The sequence below is a fragment of the Delftia sp. WSY_16 genome (assembly GCF_043104415.1).
Taxonomy (GTDB): Bacteria; Pseudomonadota; Gammaproteobacteria; order Burkholderiales; family Burkholderiaceae_C; genus Comamonas; species Comamonas tsuruhatensis.
The window spans coordinates 79,830-98,933 of sequence record NZ_JBICKS010000043.1; the positions used below are offsets into that span (position 1 = coordinate 79,830).

The 19,104-nt window shown below is 69.8% G+C and carries 16 protein-coding genes; 6 read left to right on the forward strand and 10 right to left on the reverse strand.

From position 1 onward, the window contains the following. Positions 1-17 precede the first annotated feature (17 nt). The 6 genes from ACF8O7_RS26330 to ACF8O7_RS26355 form a co-directional block, all read right to left on the reverse strand. A complete protein-coding gene (locus ACF8O7_RS26330) occupies positions 18-2,294 on the reverse strand; it encodes a putative bifunctional diguanylate cyclase/phosphodiesterase (protein WP_392444701.1) in 2,277 nt (758 codons plus the stop codon). 28 nt (positions 2,295-2,322) lie between these two features. Then, positions 2,323-3,081: a GGDEF domain-containing protein gene (locus tag ACF8O7_RS26335; protein ID WP_016448192.1), complete on the reverse strand. Its 759-nt coding sequence runs from the start codon at positions 3,079-3,081 to the stop codon at positions 2,323-2,325. Then, complete coding sequence (locus ACF8O7_RS26340) at positions 3,081-3,482, reverse strand: DUF1987 domain-containing protein (protein WP_016448191.1); 402 nt, start codon at positions 3,480-3,482, stop codon at positions 3,081-3,083. Before ACF8O7_RS26340 ends, ACF8O7_RS26335 begins: the two co-directional genes overlap by 1 nt. Before the next feature lie 84 nt (positions 3,483-3,566). Further along, positions 3,567-4,139 carry a SiaB family protein kinase gene (locus tag ACF8O7_RS26345; protein ID WP_016448190.1) on the reverse strand — a complete coding sequence of 191 codons (573 nt, stop codon included), beginning with the start codon at positions 4,137-4,139 and terminating at the stop codon, positions 3,567-3,569. A gap of 9 nt (positions 4,140-4,148) precedes the next feature. Further along, positions 4,149-5,381, reverse strand: a complete 1,233-nt coding sequence (locus ACF8O7_RS26350) for a SpoIIE family protein phosphatase (protein ID WP_016453717.1) — start codon at positions 5,379-5,381, stop codon at positions 4,149-4,151. Positions 5,382-5,574: 193 nt separating this feature from the next. Beyond that, positions 5,575-5,838, reverse strand: a complete 264-nt coding sequence (locus ACF8O7_RS26355; protein ID WP_017404395.1) for a DUF2789 domain-containing protein — start codon at positions 5,836-5,838, stop codon at positions 5,575-5,577. A 189-nt stretch (positions 5,839-6,027) separates the two neighbouring features. On the opposite strand from ACF8O7_RS26355, the gene ACF8O7_RS26360 reads away from it, so the two are divergent. The 6 genes from ACF8O7_RS26360 (at position 6,028) to ACF8O7_RS26385 (ending at position 14,434) form a co-directional block, all read left to right on the forward strand. Further along, positions 6,028-7,068 carry a ligase-associated DNA damage response exonuclease gene (locus ACF8O7_RS26360; protein WP_047217254.1) on the forward strand — a complete coding sequence of 347 codons (1,041 nt, stop codon included), beginning with the start codon at positions 6,028-6,030 and terminating at the stop codon, positions 7,066-7,068. Further along, positions 7,065-8,756 carry an ATP-dependent DNA ligase gene (locus tag ACF8O7_RS26365; protein WP_392444705.1) on the forward strand — a complete coding sequence of 564 codons (1,692 nt, stop codon included), beginning with the start codon at positions 7,065-7,067 and terminating at the stop codon, positions 8,754-8,756. The genes ACF8O7_RS26360 and ACF8O7_RS26365 overlap by 4 nt, the downstream gene beginning before the upstream one ends. 22 nt (positions 8,757-8,778) lie before the next feature. Then, a complete protein-coding gene (locus tag ACF8O7_RS26370) occupies positions 8,779-11,664 on the forward strand; it encodes a ligase-associated DNA damage response DEXH box helicase (RefSeq protein ID WP_392444708.1) in 2,886 nt (961 codons plus the stop codon). A 16-nt stretch (positions 11,665-11,680) separates the two neighbouring features. Continuing rightward, positions 11,681-12,412: a ligase-associated DNA damage response endonuclease PdeM gene (gene pdeM / locus ACF8O7_RS26375; protein ID WP_034347934.1), complete on the forward strand. Its 732-nt coding sequence runs from the start codon at positions 11,681-11,683 to the stop codon at positions 12,410-12,412. Positions 12,413-12,545: 133 nt separating this feature from the next. Further along, positions 12,546-13,163, forward strand: coding sequence for a hypothetical protein (locus ACF8O7_RS26380; RefSeq protein WP_016448183.1), 618 nt, complete (start codon positions 12,546-12,548; stop codon positions 13,161-13,163). A 212-nt stretch (positions 13,164-13,375) separates the two neighbouring features. Continuing rightward, entirely contained in the window at positions 13,376-14,434 is a 1,059-nt protein-coding gene (locus ACF8O7_RS26385) for a transporter (protein ID WP_392444711.1), read from the forward strand. 3 nt (positions 14,435-14,437) lie between these two features. On the opposite strand, the gene ACF8O7_RS26390 is transcribed toward ACF8O7_RS26385, so the two are convergent. The 4 genes from ACF8O7_RS26390 to ACF8O7_RS26405 form a co-directional block, all read right to left on the reverse strand. Continuing rightward, positions 14,438-15,952, reverse strand: a complete 1,515-nt coding sequence (locus tag ACF8O7_RS26390) for a tripartite tricarboxylate transporter permease (RefSeq protein WP_133073034.1) — start codon at positions 15,950-15,952, stop codon at positions 14,438-14,440. Between the two features lie 27 nt (positions 15,953-15,979). Next, positions 15,980-16,573: a tripartite tricarboxylate transporter TctB family protein gene (locus ACF8O7_RS26395; RefSeq protein ID WP_280047784.1), complete on the reverse strand. Its 594-nt coding sequence runs from the start codon at positions 16,571-16,573 to the stop codon at positions 15,980-15,982. A gap of 11 nt (positions 16,574-16,584) precedes the next feature. Then, positions 16,585-17,622 carry a Bug family tripartite tricarboxylate transporter substrate binding protein gene (locus tag ACF8O7_RS26400; RefSeq protein WP_392444714.1) on the reverse strand — a complete coding sequence of 346 codons (1,038 nt, stop codon included), beginning with the start codon at positions 17,620-17,622 and terminating at the stop codon, positions 16,585-16,587. A gap of 105 nt (positions 17,623-17,727) precedes the next feature. Then, complete coding sequence (locus ACF8O7_RS26405; protein ID WP_088165147.1) at positions 17,728-18,969, reverse strand: alanine--glyoxylate aminotransferase family protein; 1,242 nt, start codon at positions 18,967-18,969, stop codon at positions 17,728-17,730. Positions 18,970-19,104 lie beyond the last annotated feature (135 nt).

Here is a 19,104-nt window from a genome sequence, read left to right on the forward strand (position 1 = left end):
GGCGCGGCCTGCCCGCCTCAGGGGAACTCAGAGGTGCCAGGCTGTCGCTGAAGCGCTTCATTGCGCTGGCCCAGCCAGCCCAGCAACTGCGCCTTGTCCATGGGCCGGGCAACGTGATAGCCCTGTCCCTCCTGGCAGCCCATGGCGCGCAGGGCCTGCCAGGCGCTGGCGTCCTCTATGCCTTCGGCCAGGACCTGCAGGCCGAGCTTGCGGCCCAGCTGGGCGATCATTTCGGCGATGCGCGCTTCCTGTGATTCGCCAAGCTGGCGCACGAAGCTGCGGTCGATCTTGATGCGGTCCAGCGGCAGGCGCTCCAGGTAGCTCAGCGAGGAGTAGCCGGTGCCGAAGTCGTCGATGGCAATGGTCACGCCCAGCGTGCGCAGGGCGCTGAGCGTGGTTTGCAGCAGCTGGGTGGGCAGCACGGCCACCGACTCGGTGATCTCCAGCTCCAGCTGCGCGCCCTGCAGGCCGTGCTCGGCCAGGGCATGGCGCACCGTCTGCAGGAAGCCCGGGTCCTGCAGCTGCACGGTGGAGACGTTGACGGCCATGCGCCGGGGCGCGCGGCCGGCGTCCAGCAGTTCGCGCATGGTACGGCAGGCCGTGGCCAGCACCCATTGGCCCAGCGGCACGATGAGGCCCGAATGCTCGGCCACGGGAATAAAGCGGTCGGGCGGCACGAAGCTGCCGTCCTGCCGTGGCCAGCGCAGCAGGGCCTCCAGGCCGACCAGGGCATGGGTTTCCAGGTCCACCTGGGGCTGGTAGACCAGGAAGAGCTGGGCGCCGTCGATGGCCGCGCGCAGGTCGGACAGCAGCAGGGCGCGGTCGCGTGCCTCCATGCCCATGTGCTCGGAATACTCCAGCAGCTGGCCCCGGTGGTCGCGCTTGGCGCGCTTGAGGGCGATGGTGGCGTCCTTGACCAGGTCGGTGCCGGCCTGGCGTTCACGGGGCAGGTGCACGTAGCCGCAGGTCAGCGAGACCTTGTGCGGCACGCCGTCCACGGCCAGGGGCTGGCGCGCGCAGTCCAGCAACTGGCCCAGGGCCACTTCCCTTGTGGGGCCCAGGATGCCGAAGGTGTCCGAGCCCACGCGCGCCAGCAGCACGCCGGCGGGCAGGGCGCCGGCCAGGCGGCGGGCCATGGCTTCGAGCAGGCGGTCGCCGAAGCGGTGGCCCATCACGTCGTTGGTGGCGCTGAAGTCGTCGATGTCCACCAGGGCCAGCACATGGTCCTGCGTGCCGCGCCACACGCATTCGTCCACTTTTTCCACGAAGTGGGCGCGGTTGGGCAGGCAGACCAGGGGGTCGAAATAGGCGGACTGGTGCAGGCGCTCCAGCAGGCCGCGGTTGTGCAGCAGCGTGCGCAGGTTGGCGCAGAAGACTTCGAGCAGCTGGCGGTCCAGTGCGCTGTGCGAGGCCGGCGCGTCGATGAAGACGGCCATGTCCTGCTCGTCGCCCCGGCCTATGTACAGGGCCACGCCGCGCTGCACGCCATAGATGTTGCGGCGGGTCTGCAGCGCCTGGCGCAGCAGGCGCAGCCCGCGCGAGGCCAGCACGGTGGCGATGGGCTGGTCGATGAGCCGGGCGAACGGCCCCGTGGCCGCGAGCACGCGGTAGGGCTCGGCCGGGTGCGTGCCCTCCGAGCAGACCAGGCCTTCGCTGGCCACGCCCAGCAAGGTGGCCAGCTGGGTGATCACGCCGCGTGCGAAGGCGTGCAGGTTGGTTTCCTCCAGCAGCGAGGCGCTGGAGCGCACCATCAGCTCCAGGCTGCGGCGGTTGGCCTCGATGGCGCACAGCTGCTCGTAGGAGCGCACGGCGGTCACCACGATGGCCAGCAGCCGGTCGGGCGTGAGTTCGGTCTTGGTGCGGCAGTCGTTGATGTCGTAGCGCAGCAGGGTTTCCAGGTCGGGCGCCTGGCCCGGGCGGCCGGTGCGCAGCACGATGCGGCTGTTGCGCAGGCCGGCCGTGTAGCGGATGAAGTCCACCAGGTCCAGGCCGGCGCCCGTGCCGTCGGTCACGGCGTCGAGCACCACCACGGCCAGGTCCTGCTCGCTGCGCAGCAGGTTGCGTGCCTGCGTGCCGGAGCGGGCGTAGAGGAACACCAGCGGCCGGCCGAACAGGCTGTGGCCTTCCAGCGCCAGGCGGAAGGCGGCGTGTACGTCGGGGTCGCTGTCCACGATCAGCACCCGCCATTCAGGCCCGGGCACGGGCGATGGCGGGGGCGGCTGCAGAGCCGGCTGCAGGAGGGCGGAAGCAGGGGCGGGCGCCCTGGGCGCCCGTGCGCGCATCACGAAACTCATGCCTCAGCCCTGTCTGTGTCCGCGCCGCTCAGGCCGTGGCATGGTCTGCCGCGCGCACGACCTGGTTGCGACCGCTGCGCTTGGCGGCGTACAGGGCCTCGTCGGCCAGGCTGTAGGCCTCGTCGAAGCGGCCGCCGCTCGGGCGCCAGCTCACGCCGAAGCTGGCCGTGATGCAGCTGGCGTCGGGCAGGCCGAAGGGATGGGCCTCGATGGCGGCGCGCACCTGCTCGGCCACGCGCACGGCGCCGTCGCTGTCGTGCTGGGGCAGCAGCACGGTGAATTCCTCGCCGCCCACGCGGCCGATGTGGGCCGTGTCCGGCACGGCGGCCTTGAGGCAGCGCACCACGCCCAGGATCACGCTGTCGCCCACGGGGTGGCCGAAGCTGTCGTTCACGCGCTTGAAGTGGTCTATGTCCAGCACGATCAGGGCCAGGCCCTGCTGGGTGAAGTGGCGGTTCACGCGCTCGATGATGGCCGCGCGGTTGAGCACGCCGGTCAGCGGGTCGTGCGTGGCGCGGTACTCCAGCTCGCCGGCCAGCTCCTGCAGGCGCTGGTTGAGCTGGGTCATCTCCAGCTCGGCGCGGTCGCTGCGGCGCACCAGCCGGCGCGTTTCGCGCAGCAGGCGGTCATAGGCGGCCAGCAGCGCGCCCAGGGCCTGGTGGCAGGCCCGGGCGCCGGCCTCCTCGCCCAGCTCGTGGGCCGCGCGGGCCGCCAGCAGGGCCCGGTGCTCGGCATCGAAAAGATCTGCAGGAGCGGCGCAGGCGGCGGGTGCTGCCACGGTGTCCATCACGCGGCCTTCACGGGATGGCCGGTGAAGGCAATGGCGGCAAAGTCGTCGCGCAGTTCCTCGCCGAATTCGCAGATGGTGTCGTCTTCCTCGTCGTAGTACCAGTGCAGGGCCACGGTGCGGCCGGCCTCGGCGGCCTCGCTCAGCGCCTCGATGAGGTTGAACAGCATCTTGGTGCTGGAGCTGTTGAAGTAGGCCAGCGCGATGTGCACCTGGATCGGTGCCTGCTGCTGCGCGGGCTGCGCCAGGGCCAGGTAGTCCTGCAGGCGGGTGAGGATGCCGCCATAGAAGGCGGCGGCGTTCTCCGGATAGGACTCGCCACGCAGGTGCAGCGTGTGCGTGTCGAACCGGAAGTCCACTTCCGGGGAGCTGGGGGTCGGAGCGATGTAGAGGTTGTCCATGCGTGATCTCGGTGCGTTGTCCGTGCCTGCGCGCCCGGCCTGTCCAGGTCCGGTGCCGGAGCGTTCCTGGCTGGCCGGTGCGGCTCAGAGCGTGGCTTTCAGGTAGAAGACGGGACGACCGTCCACGGTCTGGGCGGGATCGAAGTCGAACTGCAGCGGCTCGCGCGCATCGCGGGCCAGGGTCAGGAAACCCATGCCCGCGCCCTTGCTGCCTTCGGGCGCGTCGTCGCGCAGCGACTGGCGGCAGGCCTTCTTGATCTCGTCCAGGGTCATGCTGCGCAGGGCGTCGAGCTTGGCGCGCAGCGCCTCGCCCATGCCGGGTTCGATGGGGTTGGCGCACAGCAGCACGAAGCTGCCGTCGTCCTCGCGGCGGATGCAGACCGCGCCGTGGCGCAGCTCGCCATCGTCCTGGTGGGGCGGGGTCAGGGCATCGGCCGAGTAATGGATGATGTTCTGCGCCATCTCCACGAAGGACGAGAACAGCTTGCGCCGCGTGGGGCCGGGCACGCCGGCCACTTCCAGCTGCAGCCGCACGGCCTCGGCCATGGCCGCGACGATGTTCTGCGAGAAGTAGCCCACGTAGTAGAAGATCACCTGGTGCTGGCGCGCCAGGTGGAAGAAGCTGCCGTACTTGTCGGCGATCTGTGCTTGGGGCATGGGAGGCATTCAGGTTCTGAAGCAGAAGAAGGTCAGGTCGTCACGGCGGTGGTGCTCGCCTTGCCAGGCCTGCAGGGCGTCCAGCAGGGCGCGGTTGATCTCGGCGGGCGTGCGGCCGGCCTGCTCCAGCAGCAGCTCGCGCAGGCGCTTCTTGCCGAAGGTGATGCCGCGCGGGCCGCCGACCTGGTCGATCAGGCCGTCGGTGGTGGTGAAGACCAGGGTGCCTGCGGGCAGCTCCAGGCCGATGTTGTTCCAGGCGAAGTCGAATTCGCTGTCCACATAGCCCACGCCCTTGCGCTGGCCGTCCACCACCTCCACCGCCTCGGCGCCGGGGCGCAGCAGGAACAGCGACAGGCGCGCGCCTGCAAAGCGCAGGCGCCGGTGCGCGGGCTCGAACCAGAAGCAGGCCGCGTCCAGCCCGTCGTCCGAGCCCGGCGTGCCGTCCTTGCCGTCGAGCTGGCCCAGCATCTGCTTGACGCTGCGGTTCACATGGCCCAGCAGCGCGGCCGGGTCGCGCGGGCCGTGTTCCTTGATGGCCTGGCCCAGGCTGCTGGTGGCGATCAGCGTCATGAAGGCGCCGGGCACGCCGTGGCCCGTGCAATCGGCCACGGTGGCAAACCAGCCGTCGCCGTCCTGGCTGAACTGGTAGAAGTCGCCGCCGACCACGTCGCGCGGCTCCCAGACCAGGTCGGCGCCGGGGCAGGCGCGAGCCAGGGCCTCGCGCGAGCTGCGCAGCAGCGACTGCTGGATCACGCTGGCATATTCGATGCTGTGCATGATCTGGCGGTTGCGCGCCACCTGCATGTCCGCCACCGCACGCATCAGCTGCAGGCCGTGGCCCACGCCCGCGAACAGGCCGCCGCGCGTGATGATGAAGCCGTCGGTCAGCGCCTTTTCACCGTACTCCACGGTCTTCACGGTCAGGGTGTCGATGTCGGTGGAGGCATCGACCACCAGCGGCTCCTTGTCCATGAAGGCGATGCAGCTCTTCTTGCCGTACAGCTCCATGCGAAACGGCTTGCTGAACTGCGACAGGAAGATGCTGCGGTTGATCAGGCCGATGGGGCGGTCGCCCTCCACCACGGGCAGGCTGGCCAGATCGCGGTGGCGCGTGAAGACCTCGAGCACCTTCTCGTTGGTCTCGTCGGCGGTCATGCAGGGGACGGGGGTGCACAGGTCCGCGGCGCTGGGTGGGCGGAAACGGGGCCGGGAATCGCTCAGGTAGGCGCGGGACTCATCCATGGAATGCACATCGCAAAATTGTTAGGGAATGTTACGATTTTCCTGTTTCAGTTTTGTGACGCGGATGGGCCTGAGGGGCAGGCACCTCTTTGGAGGACTGTGAGCCGACAGCCTTCGTCCTGGCGCGGCATGGCCGTTCGCGGCCTGGGGCTGCCGTCCATGCAGGCCATCGGGGTGGACAGGCAGCCTCGCTTCAGCTCAGGCCTTCGGCGCGCCGCCTGACGGCGTCCTCGTGCAGCGACTCGCTGAGCTGGTCGACCACGATGGACCACGACGCATCGGCCTTGAGCTGCTCGGCCAGGAACTGGCGCTGCGCATCGCTCCAGTAGGGCGCATCCACCACATCCACATCGGCGGCCAGCTGGTGGGCGCGGATGAAATCGGCAATGGCCTGGTCGCTGGCATCCAGGCCCAGTTGCAGGAAGAGATTGGACATGCGGACGACGGAGTTGTTCATGAAGGCGTGTGGATGTGTGTGGGATGAGAGGGCGCTATCTTCCCCGATTTGACCGGCCCTGCGGACCGGTTGCTGTCGTTCGTTGCGCGGGTAGGTGCAGGCTGACAGCCTGCCGCGCTCCGGGCCAGCGCGCGCCCATCGACTGCCCCACTAGCATGGGGACATGAGCACTGCTTTCCCCGATCCCGCATGCCCGCCGACCTGATCGTGGCCCGCCCCGAAGGCCTGTACTGCGCGGCCGGCGACTTCTACATCGACCCCTGGCGGCCCGTGGACCGGGCCGTGATCACGCATGGCCACTCCGACCATGCGCGCGCCGGCCACGCCCATTACCTGGCCCATGACGACAGCGCAGGCGTGCTGCGCGCACGGCTGGGCGCGGACATCACGCTGCAGACCCTGCCGTATGGCGAAGCCATCGATCACCACGGCGTGCGCATCTCCCTGCACCCGGCCGGCCATGTGCTGGGATCGGCCCAGGTGCGGCTGGAGCATGGCGGCCAGGTCTGGGTGGCCTCGGGCGACTACAAGACCGAGGCCGACGGCACCTGCACCCCCTTCGAGCCCGTGCGCTGCGACACCTTCATCACCGAATCCACCTTCGGCCTGCCCATCTACCGCTGGCCCCGCCAGCCTGAGTTGATGGCCGACATCAACGCCTGGTGGCAGGCCAACGCCGCCCAGGGCAGGCCCTCGGTGCTGCTGTGCTATGCCTTCGGCAAGGCCCAGCGCATCCTGCATGGGGTGGACAGCGGCATCGGCCCCATCGTCGTGCACGGCGCGGTGGAGCCGCTCAATGCCGTGTACCGCGCGGCGGGCGTGGACCTGCCGCCCACGCTGCGCGTGACCGACCCCGGCGTGGATGCACGACTACTCAAGACGGCCCTGGTGCTGGCGCCGCCCTCGGCGCAGGGCACGCCGTGGATGCGCCGCTTTCCCGGCCATGCCGATGCCTTTGCCAGCGGCTGGATGCAGCTGCGCGGCACGCGCCGCCGCCGTGGCGTGGACCGGGGCTTCGTCATGTCCGACCATGCCGACTGGCCCGGCTTGCAGTACGCCATTGGCGCCACGGGCGCCGAGCGGGTCTTCGTCACCCACGGCAGCGTGGCCGTGCTGGTGCGCTGGCTGCGCGAGCAGGGCCTGGATGCGCAAGCCTTCCAGACCGAATACGGCGATGAGGACGAGGCTGCCGCCGCCCAGACTGCACCGGATGAGGCTCCTGCCCCATGAAGGATTTCGCCGCCCTCTACCGCGCGCTGGACGCCAGCACCGCCAGCCGCGACAAGCAGGCCGCGCTGCAGGCCTATCTGCGCGCCGCCGCGCCTGCCGATGCGGCCTGGGCCGTCTATTTCCTGGCCGGCGGCAAGCCGCGTCAGCTGGTACCCACCAAGGTCTTGAAGGAGCTGGCGCGCGAGGCTGCCGGCCTGCCCGGATGGCTGTTCGACGAAAGCTACGAGGCCGTGGGCGACCTGGCCGAGACCATTGCGCTGCTGCTGCCGCCACCCGGTGACGCGCACGACCTGGGCCTGGCCGCCTGGGTCACGGACCACCTGCTGCCGCTGCGCGGCATGGCGCCCGAGGCGCTGGCGGACACGCTGCGCATGCAATGGGCGCGGCTGGCGGCCGATGAGCGACTGGTCTACTTCAAGCTGATCACCGGCGCCTTCCGGGTCGGCGTGTCGCGGCTGCAGGTCACGCAGGCGCTGGCGGCCGTCAGCGGGGTGGATGCCAAGCGCATCGCCCAGCGGCTCATGGGCTACACCCACATCGGCGCGCGGCCCGGGGCGGCCGACTACCTGCGGCTGGTGGCAGGCGAGGAAGAGGGCGATGACGCGCATTCGGGCGAAGCCCGTGGCCACCCCTATCCCTTCTTCCTGGCCCATCCGCTGCAGTTGCCGCTGGAGCAGTTCGACGCCGTGCTCGGCCCGCCGTCCCAATGGGTGGTGGAGTGGAAATGGGACGGCATACGCGCCCAGATCGTGCGGCGCGGCAGCGGTGACGCGCTGGGCACCTGGATCTGGTCGCGCGGCGAGGAACTGGTGAGCGAGCGCTTCCCCGAGCTGCAGGCCATGGGCGATGCCTTGCCTGCGGGCACCGTGATCGACGGCGAGATCGTCGTCTGGGCTGCGCAGCAGGGCGAGGCGCCCGCCCATGTGCGCCCCTTTGCCGACCTGCAAAAGCGCATAGGCCGCAAGACCCTGGGCCCCAAGCTGCTGCGCGAGCTGCCCGTGGTGCTGCTGGCCTATGACCTGCTGGAGGAGGGCGGCCAGGACCTGCGCGCCTTGCCCCAGCATGAACGGCGCGCGCGGTTGGAGCAGCTGGTGGCCCTGGTGGCGCACCCGGCGCTGCTGCCCAGCCCCGTGCTGGCAGGCGACAGCTGGCAGGCCCTGGCCGAACTTCGCGAGCAGGCCCGCTCCCTGGGTGTGGAGGGCATGATGCTCAAGGCCCGCGACGCCGCCTACGGCGTGGGCCGCACCAAGGACAGCGGCGTGTGGTGGAAGTGGAAGATCGATCCGCTGAGCGTGGACGCCGTGCTCATCTACGCACAGCGCGGCCACGGCCGTCGCGCCAGCCTCTACAGCGATTACACCTTTGCCGTCTGGAACGCGCCGCCCGGCACCGAGGGCCGCGCCCTCGTGCCCTTCGCCAAGGCCTACTCGGGCCTGACCGATGCCGAAATGGCGCGCGTGGACGCCGTCATCCGCAAGACCACGGTGGAGAGCTTCGGCCCCGTGCGCAGCGTGCGGCCCACCCTTGTGTTCGAGCTGGGCTTCGAGGGCATTGCGCGCAGCGCACGCCACAAGAGCGGCATTGCCGTGCGCTTTCCGCGCATGCTGCGCTGGCGCGAGGACAAGCCTGTGCAGGAGGCCGACTCCATCGATACGCTGGCGGCCCTGCTGCCGCACTCCGACCCGTGACCCACCCTTGACGCACCGCGCCATGGCCACCCGTTCCCCCCATCCCCTCGCCACCGCCTGGCTTGCCGCACGGGGCTGGAAGCCCTTTGCCTTCCAGCGCGCCGTGTGGAAGGCGCTGGCCCAGGGCCACAGCGGCCTGCTGCATGCCACCACGGGCGCGGGCAAGACCTATGCGGTCTGGCTGGGCGCGCTGCAGGCCCTTGCGGGCCCGCCGCAAACCCCGATGCCGGCGCACACCGGAAAACGAAAACCGGCCTCCGCACCGCTCACCGTGCTGTGGATCACGCCCATGCGCGCCCTGGCGGCCGACACGCTCAAGGCCCTGCAGACGCCCTTGCAGGCGCTGGCCCAGGGCCATCCCGCGCTGGCGCGCTGGACCGTGGGCGCACGCACGGGCGATACGGGAAGCGCCGAGCGCAGCGCGCAGTCGCGCCAGCTGCCCACCGTGCTGGTCACCACGCCCGAGAGCCTGTCCCTGCTGCTGGCTCGGGCCGATGCGCGCGACCTGCTGGGCTCCGTGCGCCTGGTGGTGGCCGATGAATGGCACGAGCTGCTGGGCAACAAGCGCGGCGTGCAACTGCAGCTGGCCCTGGCGCGGCTGCGCGGCTGGAGCCCGCAGCTGTGCGTTTGGGGCATGTCGGCCACGCTGGGCAATCTGGACGAGGCCATGCAGACCCTGCTGGGCCTGGACGACCATGGCCAGCCGCGGCCCGGCGTATTGGTCCAGGGCCAGGTGGACAAGCGCCTGGTGGTGGACACCCTGCTGCCCGACCGGCCCGAGCGCTTTTCCTGGGCCGGCCACCTGGGCCTGGCCATGCTGCCGGCGGTGGTGCGCGAGCTGGAGGCGACGGCCGGCTCCACCCTGGTCTTTGTGAATGTGCGCTCGCAGGCCGAGCTTTGGTACAAGGCGCTGCTGGAGGCCCGGCCCGACTGGGCCGGCCTGCTGGCCATCCACCATGGCTCTCTGGACCGGGGTGTGCGCGAATGGGTGGAGGCCGGGCTCAAGGCCGGCACGCTCAAGGCCGTGGTCTGCACCAGCAGCCTGGACCTGGGCGTGGACTTCCTGCCCGTGGAGCGCGTGCTGCAGATCGGCTCGGCCAAGGGCATCGCGCGCCTGCTGCAGCGCGCGGGCCGCTCGGGCCATGCGCCGGGCCGGCCCTCGCGCATCACCCTGGTGCCCACGCACAGCCTGGAGCTGGTGGAGGCCGCCGCCGCCCGCGCCGCCGTGCGCGCGCAGCAGGTGGAAATGCGCGCCAGCCCCCGCCAGCCCGCCGACGTGCTGGTGCAGCACCTGGCCACCGTGGCCCTGGGCGGCGGCTACGTGCCCGATGAGCTGTATGCCGAAGTGCGCCGCACCGTCGCCTATGCCGGGCTGGCGCCTGCGGTCTGGCAGTGGTGCCTGGACTTCGTGCACCGCGGCGGCCCCTCGCTGGCCGCCTATCCCGACTACCAGCGCGTGCGGCCCGACGCGGAGGGCATCTGGCGCATGCCCGACGCGCGGCTGGCGCGCAGGCACCGCGCCAACATCGGCACCATCGTCAGCGATGCCAGCATGAGCGTGCAGATCCTGCACGGCGCGCGGCTGGGCAGCATGGAAGAGAGCTTTCTGTCGCGCCTGTCGCCCGGCGATGCCTTTGTCTTCGCGGGCCAGGTGCTGGAGCTGGTGCGCATCGAGGACATGACCGCCTACGTGCGCCGCGCCGCCAGAACGCGGCCCACCGTGCCGCGCTGGGCCGGCGCGCGCATGCCGCTGTCCACCGTGCTGGCCGACTTCGTGGTGCAGCAATTGGCGCTGGCGGCGGCGGGCGACTACCACTCGCCCGAGCTGCGCTGCGTGCGCCCCCTGCTGGAAGTGCAGCAGCGCTGGTCGGCCCTGCCCACGCCCGCTACGCTGCTGGCCGAAACCCTGCGCACACGCGAGGGCTGGCACCTGTTTCTCTATCCGTTTGCAGGCCGCCATGCCCATATGGGCCTGGCCAGCCTGCTGGCCTGGCGCGCCGCCCAGGGCGAGACGGGCACCTTCTCCATCGCCGTCAACGACTACGGGCTGGAGCTGCTGAGCGCCACCGAGCGTGACTGGGCCGCCATGCTGCCCGAACTGCTGCGCGCCGAGCCGGCCCAGGCCGTGGCAGTGCCCGGGCGCGTGTCCGCCAGCCAGGCGGTCGCCACGCGCAACACCGCCAATGCGGACCGCCACTGGGACCAGGCTGCCGACGATGCCCACCTGGCGGGCGAGGACGCCCATCACGCCCGCCATGCCCTGCTGCACGAAGTGCTGGCCAGTCTCAACGCCACCGAGATGGCGCGGCGGCGCTTCCGCGAGATAGCGCGGGTGTCCGGCCTGATCTTCCAGAGCCACCCGGGCGAGCGCCGCAGTGCGCGCCAGCTGCAGGCCTCGGCCCAGCTGTTCTTCGAGGTGTTTCGCAAGTACGACGACAGCAACCTGCTGCTGCGCCAGGCCGACGAGGAAGTGCTGAGCCAGGAACTCGATGTCGCCCAACTGCTGGCCGCGCTGCGCCGCATGCAGGCGCAGACGCTGGTGGTGAGCGCGCTGCGCCGTCCCAGCCCGTTTGCCTTCCCGCTCATGGTGGAGCGCTTTCGCGAAAAGCTCACCAACGAGCACCTGGCCGACCGCATCGCGCGCATGCTGGCCCAGCTGCACGAGGCGGCAGACGCCGGCGGTGCAGCCAGCGAGCCGCGCACGCAGGACCTGGTCCCGCCCGATCCGCCGCTGCGTCCACGGAAAAAACCCAAGGCAGACCAGCCCCCCGCCGTGGACGAGGACACGGCCGCCGTGCGCCGCACGCTGGATTTTTCGCTGCAGGCCACCGACGGCCCCGAGGCCGATGCCGCCAGCCGCCGCCCGCGCCGCGTACGCAAGCCCTCGCGGCCCTTGCCGCTGCTGTAGAACCATTGCACCGCTGATGAAAGGCCACGCACCGTTGCCAAGTCCTGTTTCCCCCGACGCCCTGGCCGGCAGCCTGGGCATGTTCCTGGCCGGCGAGCCCGTACACCTGCTGGCCCAGCATGCGCTGTGGTGGCCCGCCCAGGGCACGCTGTTCATCGCCGACCTGCACCTGGGCAAGGCCGCCACCTTCCGCGCGCGCGGCATTCCCGTGCCGGCGGGCACCACGCAGGGCAACCTGGAGCGGCTATCGGCCCTTCTTCTGGGCCTGCCCGTGCGGCGGCTCGTGGTGCTGGGCGACTTCCTGCACGCGGCCGAGGCACGCAATCCTGCCGTACTGGCTGCACTGGCCCGCTGGCGCAGCCGCCATGCGGCCGTGGAACTGGTGCTGGTGCGCGGCAACCATGACAGCCACGCAGGCGATCCGCCGCCCGCGCTGGGCTTTGCCATCGTGGACGAGCCCTGGCACCTGGGGCCGTTCGCCGCCTGCCATCACCCCCCGCCGCCAACGCAGGACCTGCAGGCGCAGCAGGCCCGGCCCTGGCATGTGCTGGCCGGCCATGTCCATCCCGCGATCGTGCTGCGCGGCACCGGCCGCGACGCCCTGCGCCTGCCGTGCTTTGCCGTGCACGCGGGCTTTACCCTGTTGCCCGCCTTCGGCCTGTTCACCGGCATGGCCAGCCTGCCGCCCGAGCCAGGCCGCCAGCTCTTTGCCGTGGGCGCGGACCGGGTCTGGGCAGTGCCTGGGTGAGCCCAGGGATGTAATCGGGCGTAATTCTCCGCAAGGCCGTTGTTCCCTACAGTGACTCCCGCAGCAAGCGTGGCGGGACAGCAGGCAGTGCCCGGGGATGCCGCAGCGCTTTTCGTTCCACCAGGAGGAATGCATGGGCGTTCAACTCAATTTCTTCAACCAATCGAACGACGCGAACCACCCGCAGATCGTCATCTTCCAGAAGAACGTCGCCAGCGACCTCGATGCGCCTGCCGTGGCCTGGCGCGTCATCAAGTACTGCGGACAGGGCGACAACCATCCGTTCACCTTTCCGCTGGGCCTGCAGGTCGGCGCCAGCGACAGCCATGGCAACTGCACGCCGCAGCTGGAGGCGCAGTACGGCCAGCAGTTCCAGATGGCGCCGTCCACCGCCGGCGATCGCCTGGCGCCCGCAGGCTACGGCGCCAGCTCCAAGGAAGTGCAGGTGCTCAACGCGCTGCCCCAAGGCGCCATCAACGCCAGCTGCTACAAGGACGGCAGGCTGCTGGCCGTCAAGACCGCGATTGCCCCCCGGCAAAAGGCCGTCTTCGAATTCAAGCCCAGCATCTGGATCGGCGTGGCCTCGCACATCCAGCAGGGCCAGATCATGAACTCGGCCATCGTCTCCCAGATGAACACCGAAATCTCCCTGCTGGGCATCTCCCGTGCCGACATCGTGATGCGCGGCGGCGGCTCGGGGGCGAATTCCCGCCCCTTCTCGTTCTCGCTGGAGAACGTCGTGATGTGCTGATGCAGGGTCGCGGCAAGGGGAGGGGGCGGAGAAGGGGTGGTGAGGGGGCGGAAGGGGGCGGAAGGGGGCGGAAGGGGGCGGAAGGGGACGGAAGGGGACGGAAGGGGACGCAAGGGCCTGTGCATGACACCCTGATGACGGCTGTCACATCCCTGTCATGGACGCAGCCAAGAATCCCGCACTTGCCCGGCCCGCGCAGGCCACTTCCGCAGGTGCTTCCTCCTCCCCATGACCGATGCAGCCTCCCCCTGGCACAGGCCCACGAAGACGCAGGCCTGATCTGCGGCTGGCGCTTCTTCAGTGACACACGGCAGTGCGTGCAGGCCGTGACGGCGCCATCCGCCGCGCAGTGGCTGGCCGATGCCGCAGCCCGGTCCGATGCGGGCCGGCGCGATTTCCTGTGGCTGCACTTCAACCTGACCCACACCCAGTCCCTGCGCTGGCTGCAGCGCCATGCGGGCCTGCCCGACGTGTTCTATGCCGCCCTGCGCGAGGGCCTGACCTCCACGCGCATCGAGCGCGCCGACGACAGCCTGGTCGCCGTGCTCAACGATGTGAACTTCGAGTTCAACTTCGATTCGGCCGACATCGCCACGCTGTGGATCTGCCTGGACGAGCGCCTGGTCATCACCGCGCGCACCCAGCCGCTGCGCTCTGTCGATGCCCTGCGCGACGCCGTGCGCCGCGGCGACAGCCCCGCCAGCACGGCCGAGCTGCTGGAGCACCTGATGCGCACCCAGGCCGATGTGCTGGTCAAGGTGGTGCGCGAGACCACGGCGCGCGTGGACGATATCGAGGACGCCATCCTGGCCCAGCGCTACCACCATCCGCGCGCCCACCTGGGCCGGCTGCGCCGCCTGCTGGTGCGCCTTCAGCGCCTGCTGGCGCCCGAGCCCGCCGCGCTGTTCCGCCTGCTGCAGCAGCCCCCCGGCTGGATGGGCGAGGAAGACCGGCGCGGCCTGGCCGCAGCGAGCGAGGAGTTCTCGCTCATGCTGCGCGACATGCAGACCCTGCAGGACCGCATCAAGCTGCTGCAGGAAGAGGTGGCCGCCGCCGTGAACGAGGACAACAGCAACAGCCTCTTCGTGCTGACCGTGGTCACCGTGCTGGCCCTGCCCATCAACATCCTGGCCGGCCTGTTCGGCATGAACGTGGGCGGCATACCGCTGGCCGAGCACGAGCACGGCTTCTGGATCGTGGTGTCCATCGTCGTCGCCTTCACCGTCATCGCCGCCTGGCTGGCGTTTCGCAAGAAGCGGTACAGGGATTAGGGCTCAGGCCGCCACAGCCCTTGCCCTCGCCCCGAACGCCATCGCCCGCAACTTGCCCAGCAGCGGCCACACCAGCATCAGCAGGGCCAGCGTGGTGATGGTGCCCGACAGGCCGTTGTGCCAGAAGATGCCCAGCTCGCCCTGGCTGGAGAGCATGCTCTGGCGGAAGGCGTCTTCCATGCGGTCGCCCAGCACGATGGCCAGCACCATGGGCGCCAGTGGATAGTCGAGCTTCTTGAACACGTAGCCGACCACGCCGAAGACCAGCATGAGCCAGATGTCCGTGGCATTGCCGTGCACGGTGAAGGCGCCGATGGCGCAGACCATGAGGATCATGGGCGCGACGATGGAAAACGGCACGCGCAGGATGGCGGCGAACAGCGGCACGGTGGCCATGACGATGACCAGGCCGGCGATGTTGCCCAGGTACATGCTGGCGATCAGGCCCCAGACGAAGTCCTTTTGCTCTGTGAACAGCAGCGGGCCGGGCTGCAGCCCCCAGATCATCAGCCCGCCCAGCAGCACGGCCGCCGTGGCCGAGCCCGGAATGCCCAGGGCCAGCATGGGCAGCAGGGCCGAGGTGCCGGCCGCGTGGGCGGCGGTCTCGGGGGCGAGCACGCCTTCGGGGTTGCCCTTGCCGAAGCTGTCGGGGTCGCGCGAGAACTTCTTGGCCAGCCCGTAGCCCATGAAGCTGGCCGCCACGGCGCCGCCGGGCGTCACGCCCATCCAGCAGCCCACCAGGGCCGAGCGCAGCATGGTCAGCCAGTAGCGCGGCAGCCGGGCCCAGGTCCTGAACACCACCTTGAGGTCGATGGAGGCCTTCTTGCCCTTGAAGGCCAGGCCTTCCTCGATGGTCATCAGGATCTCGCTGATGCCGAACAGGCCGATCACCACCACCAGGAAATCAAAGCCGCGCAGCAGCTCGGTGGAGCCGAAGGTCATGCGCAGGTCGCCCGAGATGGTGTCCATGCCCACGGCTGCCAGCAGCAGGCCCACGGCCATGGCGGCCACGATCTTGGCCTTGGGCTCCTTGCCCATGCCGATGAAGGAGCAGAACGTCAGGAAGAAGACCGCAAAGAACTCCGGCGGCCCGAACTGCAGCGCGAACGAGGCCACGACCGGCGCCAGGAAGGTGATCAGCATCACGCCCGAGATGGCGCCGATGAACGAGCCCGTGAAGGCCGTGGTCAGCGCGGCCCCCGCGTGCCCCTGCTGGGCCATGGGGTAGCCGTCGAAGGTGGTGGCCACCGACCAGGCCTCGCCCGGGATGTTGAACAGCACCGAGGTGATGGCGCCGCCGAACAGCGCCCCCCAGTAGATGCACGACAGCAGGATGATGGCCGAGGTGGGCGACATGCCGAAGGTCAGCGGCAGCAGGATGGCCACGCCGTTGGGGCCGCCCAGGCCCGGCAGCACGCCGACCACGATGCCCAGCAGGATGCCCGTGAGCATCAGCCCCGTGTTCTGCCAGGTGGTGACGGCCGCGAAGCCGTGCGCAAGGTATTGGAGTTCGTCCATGGTGTTGCTCCGTGGCGGCGACAGGGGTCAATAGCCGAGCCAGGCTTCAAGCGGACCCTTGGGCAGGGGCACCTTGAACTGGATCTCGAAGACGTAGAACAGCAGCACGCTGGTGAAGCCCGACAGCGCCACGGCCTTCCACCAGGGATAACGGCCCGCAAACACCATGAAGCCCGTGATGAACAGCACCGAGGCCGCGTAGATGCCCAGCGGCGCGATCACGGCGATGTAGGCCGTCAGCGGCAGCAGCACCTGCGCCACGCGCCTGAGCTGCAGCCAGCTGGCGAATTGCTCCTGGCTGCGGCTGCGCAGCGCCTGCACGAAGACGGCGATGGCGCAGATGCCCAGCACGGCGCCCACGCGCAGCGGGAAGTAGCCGGCCTGCGGGCCGGTGTCGCCCCAGCCCGCGCCAATGCGCTGGTTGTCCCAGACCACGAGCACGGCCAGCGCCAGCAGCACGGCGGCCACTCCGTACTCCACATGGCGGCGGGACAGGCCGGGGGCCTGGGCTTCGGTGGCGGGGATGGATTCGGTGGCCGCGCTGGAGGGCTGGGCCGGGGCTGCTGCTGCTGCTGCTGCTGAATTGGAGGAGGGCGGGGCAAGGTGGATGGCGGTGTCCATGGCGCGGCTCCTCACTTGGCGGCGGCGGCCACGCTGGCCGACAGGAAGCCGGCCTTCTTCATGATGTCGAGGTGGCGCGTCTCGTCCTTGGCCAGGAAGTCCACGAAGGCCTGCCCCGTCATGTACTCGGGCTTGAGCGCGTTTTTCTCCAGGTACTCCTTCCACTCGGGCGTGGCCACCACCTTGTGCATCACGCCCGCATAGAACTGCGCCTGCTCGGGCGTGGTGCCGGGCGGCAGGAAGAAGCCGCGCAGCATGGTGTATTGCACATCCAGGCCCTGCTCCCTGCAGGTGGGGATGTCCGACAGCGCCTGGCTGCCCGTGACCTTGGCCGTGTACTCGATGCGCTGCGTGTCGAACACGCACAGCGCCCGCACCTGGCCCGCGCGCCACTGCGCCATGGACTCGCTGGGGTTGTTGACGTTGGAGTCGATGTGCTTGCCCACCAGCTGGGTGCTGGCCTCGCCGCCGCCCTTGTAGGGGATGTAGGTGAACTTCACGCCGGCGGCCTGTTCCATGTTGGCGGTGATGATCTGGTCCTCGCGCTTGGAACTGGTGCCGCCCATCTTGAACTTGCCGCCGGCCTGCCGCGCGGCGGCCAGGTAGTCGGCGGGCGTCTGGTAGCCGGTCTCGGCATTGACCCAGAGCACGAACTGGTCCTGGGCAATCATGGCCACGGGATTCAGGTCGCGCCACTGGAAGGGCAGGGCCGTGGCCATGGGCAGGGTGAAGATGGCCGTGGAGGCCACCAGCAGCTTGTGCGGGTCGCGCGCCGAGGCCTTGACATCCAGAATGCCCTCGGCGCCGGAGGCACCGGCCTTGTTGAGGATGACCACGGGCTGCTCGATCAGCTTGTGCTTGGTGACGATGGCCTGGATCACGCGCGCCATCTGGTCCGAGGCGCCACCGGCCGAGAACGGCACGACGAGTTCGACGGACTTGGCGGGCTTCCATTGCGCCCAGGCGGCAGGGGCTGAGAGGGCGGTGACGGCGGTGGCGGCGAGGGTGGCGACGGCAGTTGCCGCCAGGCGGTTGCGGGGCGATGTCATGTCTCTTGTCTCCTGTTATTTCCTGGTATTGGTGCAATCCACGATCAAGGGGGCGAGCCATGTGCTCCGGCTCTGCCAAGGGTTTCCGGCGCGCGGCCGATGGGTTCAGGCGGCCTTGCGCAGCGCCCCGGCTGCGGCGTGGGCCGCGAAGTAATCCATGGACGCCTGCACGCCGCTGCCGGCCAGCCGGATGCCGGACAGCTTCAGCCCCATCTCCACGCCCGCCACCATGGCCAGCAGCGTCAGGTCGTTGCTGTCGCCCAGGTGGCCCATGCGGAACATGCGGCCCTTGAGCTTGCCCAGGCCCGCGCCCAGCGACAGGTCGAAGCGCGTGTGGATCAGGCGGCGCAGGGCATCGGCATCCACGCCTTCGGGCGTGATCACGCCGGTGAGCACGGGCGAGTAGACCTGCGGATCGGCGCACTGGATGGGCAGGCCCCAGGCCTGCACGGCGGCACGCACGCCGGCCGCCCAGCGCTGGTGGCGCGCAAACACCGTATCCAGCCCTTCGGCCAGCAGCATGTCCAGCGATTCGGACAGGGCGTAAAGCAGGTTGGTGTTGGGCGTGTAGGGCCAGTAGCCGGTCTGGTTCATCTCCACGATCTCGTCCCAGGCCCAGAACGACTTGGGCAGCTTCGCGCTTTTGGCGGCCTCCAGCGCGCGTGGCGACAGCGCGTTGAAGCTGATGCCGGGCGGCAGCATCAGGCCCTTTTGCGAGCCGCTGATGGTCACATCCACGCCCCATTCGTCATGGCGGTAGTCGGCGCTGGCCAGGCCCGAGATGGTGTCCACCAGCAGCAGGGCCGGGTGGCCCGCCGCGTCGATGGCCCGGCGCACGGCGGCGATGTCCGAGGTCACGCCCGTGGAGGTCTCGTTGTGCACCACGCACACGGCGCGGATCCGGCGCTCCGTGTCCTTGCGCAGCCGCGCCTCGATCAGCCCGGCCTGCACGCCATGGCGCCAGCCCGGCGCCTGGGGCAGGTGCTCATCGGAGCCGCCATAGGACAGGAACTCGGTGGACAGGCCCAGGCGCGTGGCCATCTTCTGCCACAGCGAGGCGAAGTGGCCGGTCTCGAACATCAGCACATGGTCGCCAGGGCTGAGCGTGTTGATCAGGGCCGCCTCCCAGGCGCCCGTGCCGGAGGCCGGATAGATCACCACCGGATGCCGGGTCTTGAAGACCTGCTGGATGCCGGCCAGCACCTTCAGGCCGAGCTGGCCGAACTCCGGCCCCCGGTGGTCGATGGTGGGCAGGCTCATGGCCCGCAGGATGCGGTCGGGAACCGGGCTGGGGCCGGGGATCTGGAGGAAGTGGCGGCCCGTGGGATGGCTGTCGAGCGTGAGCATGGTGCGTCCTTTTCAAGGAAATGCCAGGTCGGTCTGCGGGGGAGGGTGTTTGCGAATTTTTGCATTCAAAATTCATAAATGCCTTGGTGATAACCATGAATGCCTTGAGAAATGCTTGCGTAAAAATGAATGCAA